At 27.9% G+C, this 6209-nt stretch carries 7 protein-coding genes and 1 tRNA gene; 2 read left to right on the top strand and 6 right to left on the bottom strand.

From position 1 onward, the window contains the following. On the bottom strand, positions 1-798 hold a 798-nt coding region (locus tag ABY298_RS14165), incomplete at its 3' end, for a glycoside hydrolase family 25 protein (RefSeq protein ID WP_372746712.1). Positions 799-1307: 509 nt separating this feature from the next. Further along, a tRNA-Met gene (locus ABY298_RS14160) sits at positions 1308-1381 on the bottom strand. A gap of 128 nt (positions 1382-1509) precedes the next feature. On the opposite strand from ABY298_RS14160, the gene ABY298_RS14155 reads away from it, so the two are divergent. Both ABY298_RS14155 and ABY298_RS14150 read left to right on the top strand, forming a co-directional pair. Next, positions 1510-1896, top strand: a complete 387-nt coding sequence (locus ABY298_RS14155; RefSeq protein ID WP_372746711.1) for an START-like domain-containing protein — start codon at positions 1510-1512, stop codon at positions 1894-1896. Positions 1897-1979: 83 nt separating this feature from the next. Next, complete coding sequence (locus ABY298_RS14150) at positions 1980-2798, top strand: aminotransferase class IV (protein ID WP_372746710.1); 819 nt, start codon at positions 1980-1982, stop codon at positions 2796-2798. Here ABY298_RS14150 and ABY298_RS14145 read toward each other — a convergent pair. The 4 genes from ABY298_RS14145 to ABY298_RS14130 all read right to left on the bottom strand — a co-directional run. Then, positions 2790-3347 (bottom strand): YqgE/AlgH family protein, encoded by a 558-nt coding sequence (locus tag ABY298_RS14145; RefSeq protein ID WP_372746709.1) that lies wholly within the window; start codon positions 3345-3347, stop codon positions 2790-2792. The two genes, ABY298_RS14150 and ABY298_RS14145, sit on opposite strands and share 9 nt — an antisense overlap. 99 nt (positions 3348-3446) lie before the next feature. Next, positions 3447-3719: an HU family DNA-binding protein gene (locus tag ABY298_RS14140; RefSeq protein ID WP_372746708.1), complete on the bottom strand. Its 273-nt coding sequence runs from the start codon at positions 3717-3719 to the stop codon at positions 3447-3449. A gap of 186 nt (positions 3720-3905) precedes the next feature. After that, positions 3906-4850 (bottom strand): methionyl-tRNA formyltransferase, encoded by a 945-nt coding sequence (fmt, locus tag ABY298_RS14135; protein WP_372746707.1) that lies wholly within the window; start codon positions 4848-4850, stop codon positions 3906-3908. Then, positions 4847-6209: helicase-related protein (locus ABY298_RS14130; protein ID WP_372746706.1), on the bottom strand; the 1363-nt coding region annotated here is incomplete at its 5' end. The genes ABY298_RS14130 and fmt, both read right to left, overlap by 4 nt.

Here is a 6209-nt window from a genome sequence, read left to right as displayed (position 1 = left end):
TTTAAGCAATTCATTAAATGAAATGATATCATTTTTAAAAACATTATAATCTACCAATTCATTAACTCCCTCCATTTTTACTTTGTCACTATATTGCCAAAAATGCCAATTCCCATTGGGTTGTGCTATGTTATTGTAATTGGCAATCCATAATCTAGGATAGTTTTTAAAGAAAGAATCGGTTTCTAAATGATGTTTATAAAAACCTTCACTTGTATATATAATTGGCTTTATTCCATAATGAGTTTCTACTATATCCAGCCAGTTTTTTATCCCTTTTAGCCAGTTTGATTTTGATTGAAATTTTGGAAGTTTTTCAATATCTAAAACTGGTGGTAAATTTCCTTTTTTTAGCTCTACAGTTTCAATAAATTTTTGGGCTTGCTTTGTTGAGTTTGTATTTGCCCAATAATAATGATACGCACCTAAAGTGAAATTTTTTGAAGAAGCGTTTGTCCAGTTAGTGTGAAATAGTTTATCTTTATTTGTACCATATGTTGATCTAATAAAAACAAAATCTATTTTTTTTGTTGGATCTGGGTGTTTTACTAATTCCCAATTTATATTACCGTTATGCTTTGATACATCAATTCCATGTAAATCATATTTTTGTATATGATCTTTAAGATAGGGCTTTAGTGATTTTAAATTAGGTTTCTTATGTGGAAGATTAATATGTTTATGGTATAATTTTTTTAGATCAATATAATTAGTTTTGACTAGAATTAACCCAATTGGTATTAATAGGATAATACTAAAAATTAGAAAATAGTTTTGTTTTTTATTTTTTGATTTCATAATATTTTAATAGGCATAAGAAAGTCAACTAATTAAAGGGTAAAAAACAATATTAAATTTATTTTTTTCATAAAAGGCATAAATTATAGGTACACAAAATAAAAGATTTGTAATTAATTAAAAATACGGATTTCCATATTTAGTATAAATAATTAAGATGCATTTTTTTAAGTAAAAATATTTAATTTTTCTGTAAGATATTTTAGCTTTAATCTGAACGGTTTTATCCCTTAACCTCGTGTTATTAATAACTAGTTTCAATATAAAAAGGTGTAAAATGTTTAAGTTTTGCTGTTTTAGGGTTTTTTAAGAAGAAATTTACATGTCAACATTCACATAAATCGCCATAGAATATACATATTTTGGTGGTTGAATAATTCTTTTTCAATGGTAAATCGTATTCAAAAACGTATTCTTTTTCGTATTCAAATGTAAGAAATTGGGTTAAATTATACATAAAAAAAGCGATTTAGAAACACTAAACCGCTTGTTTTGAAATACTTAATTTGTAGCGTGATGCAGAATTGAACTGCAGACCTCCGGGTTATGAATCCGACGCTCTAACCAACTGAGCTACCACGCCATTTATTGAGGCGTGCAAATATAAAAATAAATTATTTGTTTGAGCAAATTATAATGCTAAATTTTTTTTAATATTTTAATTTTTTTAAAAAGGATTAATTATATATATTGTGCTTTTAAAATAAAGAGATGTCGACAAAAATAAAATTTGAAATAGAATTCCCAATACATGCTTCACCGCAAATGTTATATCAGTACTTTGGAACAGCGTCAGGGCTGTCAGAATGGTTTGCAGACAACGTAAATTCACGTGGTGAAATATTTACTTTTATTTGGGATGGGTCAGAAGAAAAAGCAAAAGTACTTCAAGAAAGACCAGGAGAAAAAATAAAATTTAGATGGTTAGAGCAAGAAGACGAGAAAACTTTTTTCGAATTTAAGATAGAAGTAGACGAAATTACACACGATGTGTCGTTAATTGTTACTGATTTTGCTGATGAAGATGAAGTAGAGGAGTCTAAAATGTTTTGGGAAAATCAAATAGATGAATTAAAGCAGACTATTGGAGCTGCGTAATAATTAAAATGTAGTAATAAATTGCTAAATACCTTGATTTATTCAAGGTATTTTTATGTAGTTTTGTGTCCTAAACTAAAAAAATGATTAATTTTAACGGTACCTTTTCAACAAATTCAACTAATTTAATTAGCGCAGATAATAGAGCTTTTAAATATGGAGATGCTCTATTTGAAACCATAAAAGTGTTAAATTCCAAAGTATGTTTTTTAGAAGGTCATTATTTTAGATTAATGGCATCTATGAGAATGGTGAGAATGAATATTCCAATTGAATTTACAATGGAATTTTTTGAAGCACAAATACTACAAACTGTGAAAGCCAATGAATTGGAAAATGCAAGGGTACGCTTCTCTGTTTATAGAAAAGATGGCGGATTGTATGGTCCAGATTCTAATGAAATAGATTATTTAATTGAGGCAGTTCAATTAAATGTTGAAAAAAAGACGCAATACGCCGTAGATTTATTTAAAGATTACTATGTTTTTTCTGGGTTACTATCAACCATAAAAACCACCAATAAAATGGTAAACGTTTTAGCTGCCATTTATGCCAAAGAAAATGGTTTTGATAATTGTATTTTAATAAATGAAAAGAAAAATGTAGTGGAAGTTTTAAACGGTAATATATTTTTAGTTTTTGGAACCACAATTAAAACACCTGCAATAACAGAAGGTTGTATAAAAGGAGTTATTAGAAAAAAAATATTAGAATTACTTGAAAAAAGTAAATTGTATACTGTAGAAGAAACCACTATTTCTCCATTTGAAGTTCAAAAGGCTGATGAGGTTTTTATTACCAATGCAATTGTTGGAATTCAATCGGTTAGCGGATACAAAAAAACTCAATTTTCATCAAAAGTATCTAATGAAATTGAGCAAATGTTAAATAATTTAATTTAGGGTAGGATCAATAGGAGCATTTGCCCATATTTGGTATTCACCGCCAATAGACATTAATTGATTTTTCCATATAGTAGAGCTGTCTAAGTTAAAAATATTTGGGTATTTATTTTGAATAACTAGCCAGGTAGATTTATTTAATTCTTCATTAAGTTGATCTATAGACCAACCAGAATATCCTAAAAAGAACCGAATGTCGGTTTCTTGAATTTGATTTGTATTTAGTAACTCTGTTAATGCTCCAAAATCGCCTCCCCAATAAATATCTTTATCTATATTTATGCTATTAGGTATAAGTTCAGGAAGTTTATGAATAAAATATAAATTTTCCTGCTCAACAGGTCCCCCAGTATATACTGGAAAGTTGCAATTAATTTCAGGAATTAAATCTTTTAAAGTAAATTCACTAGGTTTGTTAAGTATAAAGCCAATACAGCCATCTTTATTATATTCAGTTAAATATATAACTGATCTTTTAAACTCCTGATCATTTAAAATAGAAGGTTCTGCAACTAATAATTTTCCTTTTGATGGATTTTTAGGTAGCATAAAAACTTATTTTATTTAAATATAGTGAAAATAAAATACAAAAAAAAACTCTTCAATATTAATTTGAAGAGTTTTAGGAATAAGAATATTTCTTATTTATTAATTTACTGCATCGCTAAAACCAGCTCCTGCTTTAAATTTAACTACGTTTTTAGCCGCAATGTTAATAGTTTTTCCTGTTTGAGGATTTCTTCCTGATCTTGCTGCTCTTTTAGAGATAGACCAAGTTCCCCAGCCTACTAATGCAACTTTTCCACCTTCTTTAAGAGTTTTTGTTACATTGTCTGTTAATGATTCTAATGCTGCTTTTGCTGCTGCTTTTGTGATGCCAGCATCAGCTGCCATTGCATCAATTAAATCTGATTTGTTCATAATTTAAATGTTAAATTAATTGGTTAAACATATTTCGCTTTAAATAGCTTAACAAAGTTAGACGGAATAAGGGTTTGTGCAAGTTTTTACGAATAAAAATGATGTTTTTGTTAATAAATGAGGATAATTGTTAATAACCTCTATCATTTTTAATGTTGTTTTGCGCAAGCCCTTAAAATAAAGGGCTTAAAGCATTCTAGAATTTGGTTGAAACGTAAATCCGTTTAATAAACTTTTAACATCCATTTTTTTCTTTCCAGCTAATTGTAAACTTTCAACACTTATAAATCCATTTTTTGCTGCAATTTTTAATTCAGTTTTAGATGCAACAATAGATCCAACCGGAATACTATGAGAAATTACCTCTTTTTTAACATCAAATAATTTTACTTTAATTTCTTCATTATTTTGCGATAGCGTAGTCCAAGCAGTAGGATAAGGGTTTAAACCTCTTATTAAATTGTAAATAGAATTTACATCGGCATTCCAATTAATTTTGCAAGTTTCTGTAAATATTTTAGGCGCTGGTTTTTCTTCAATTTCTGGTTGTTTAATTGTTTTTACTGCACCTTTTTGTAGAAGTTGTACAGTTTTAACAACTAATTTGCTGCCAATATCCATTAATTTATCGTGCAATTCGCCCACAGTTTCATTTTCATCAATACTAACTTCTTGTTGTAAAATTACATTTCCAGTATCTATTTTTTCATCAATAAAAAAAGTAGAAACACCTGTTTTAGTTTCTCCGTTAATAATTGCCCAATTTATAGGTGCGGCACCTCTGTAATTTGGCAAAAGGGAAGCGTGTAAATTAAAGGTACCGTATTCTGGCATTTTCCAAACGCTGTTAGGTAACATTCTAAAGGCTACTACAATTTGAAGATTGGCTTGTAAACTTTTTAATTCTGATAAAAAGTCCTCATTTTTTAAATTGGTAGGCTGTAAAATATGTAATCCTTTTTCAAGGGCGTATGTTTTAACTGCAGATTGTTGTAATTTTTGTCCACGTCCTGCAGGTTTGTCGGGTGCAGTAATAACACCAACTACGTTAAAATTGGCATTTAAAATAGCGTCTAACGTTGCTACAGCAAAATCTGGCGTTCCCATAAATACAATTCTCAAATCTCTCATAAATCGGTTCTTTTAAATTTATTTTGCGAAGTTATTGCTATTTTATTTTTTTCTAATAATAATTGTAAGGTATTTAATATATCTTTTTCGTTAAATTGAAGGTTGTTAATAATTTGATTAGAAGTAAAAGGTCCACCTTTTAAATATTCTAAAATAGCATCTTCAATTTTTTTAGCGGAAGTATGTGTACGTTTTTTAGATAAACAAACATCGCAAATACCGCAATCTTCCAATAATATTTCATTAAAATAATTAAGTAATTGTTTATTTCTACACGTGGTTTTATTTTGAAGATATTGAATAGACGCATTTAATTTTTCAAACTTTAATTGATTTTGTTGCTTAATATTTTTTGAAATTCGGTTAATAGTATAGTCGTTTTCTCTATGTACCAAAAAATTTAGTTTAGCAGATGAATCTTCAAAAACATACGAAACAATACCTTGCTGGTTTAAAGTATTTAAAATTTGAATTACTGTATTTTTAGAACATTCTAATTTTTTTGATAAGGCAAATTCATTAATTAACGTTTCGTGTTCAAAAATACCACCGTAGGTTCTTAATATTAATTTTAACAGTTTTTCAGTGGATGGATGCTGGTTGATATAGTTAAAAATTTGATGATTGTTTAGAAGAATTTTTAGGGTAGATTTTTTACTGTAATTTTCATCTAAGTAAATAATATTCTCGCGTTCTAAAACTTTAATAGCATTGTATGTTTTTAAAATATTTAGTTGGTACGTTAAGCAAAATTCTTGTAATGAAAAACTGAATTGGTCTGTTGGTAAATCACCTAAAGCAATATTATAAAAACTATTTAATTTTTGATAAACGGTTTTTATAAAAGGTACGGTAGGAACAGTGGTGTTAAATTTATGCAACTCTTCATTAATTGTAGAGGCATTGGTTAAAACAAAAGAATATGCCGCTTTTTCATCTCTTCCTGCTCTTCCAGATTCCTGAATAAAGTTTTCAATGCTATTAGGTATGTTTAAATGAATTACGGCTTTTACATTTGCCTTGTCAATTCCCATTCCAAATGCATTTGTAGCAACCATTATTGGAGTGGTTTCATTCATCCAATTATTAAATGCATTATTTTTTTCTTCTATAGATAAACCACCATGGTAAAAACTACTTTTTAAACTATTTCTTTGTATAAAAGCGCTAATTTCTTTTGTTTGTTTTCTACTTTTAGTATAAATAATACAAGGAGCGTTTATTTTTTTTACAATTTGTAATAACTTATTGTAACTATCTTCGGTTTCAATAACATTAAAATGAAGGTTTTTTCTTTTAAACGATTTTTTAAATAATTGTGCGTTTTCTAAATTTAAATTATGCTGAATATCATTTAAT

Origin of the sequence: Lutibacter sp. (assembly GCF_041596795.1) — a bacterium.
GTDB lineage: Bacteria > Bacteroidota > Bacteroidia > Flavobacteriales > Flavobacteriaceae > Lutibacter.
Note: the sequence above shows the minus strand (reverse complement) of the source record. Positions and strands in the feature narration are given on the sequence as shown.

What these genes read in the sequence shown, in the direction of transcription:
- ABY298_RS14145 (WP_372746709.1), bottom strand. Translation starts at nt 3,347, where the DNA reads ATGCTACCTAAAAATCCATCAAAAGGAAAATTATTAGTTGCAGAACCT.
- ABY298_RS14155 (WP_372746711.1), top strand. Translation starts at nt 1,510, where the DNA reads ATGTCGACAAAAATAAAATTTGAAATAGAATTCCCAATACATGCTTCA.
- fmt (WP_372746707.1), bottom strand. Translation starts at nt 4,850, where the DNA reads ATGAGAGATTTGAGAATTGTATTTATGGGAACGCCAGATTTTGCTGTA.
- ABY298_RS14150 (WP_372746710.1), top strand. Translation starts at nt 1,980, where the DNA reads ATGATTAATTTTAACGGTACCTTTTCAACAAATTCAACTAATTTAATT.
- ABY298_RS14140 (WP_372746708.1), bottom strand. Translation starts at nt 3,719, where the DNA reads ATGAACAAATCAGATTTAATTGATGCAATGGCAGCTGATGCTGGCATC.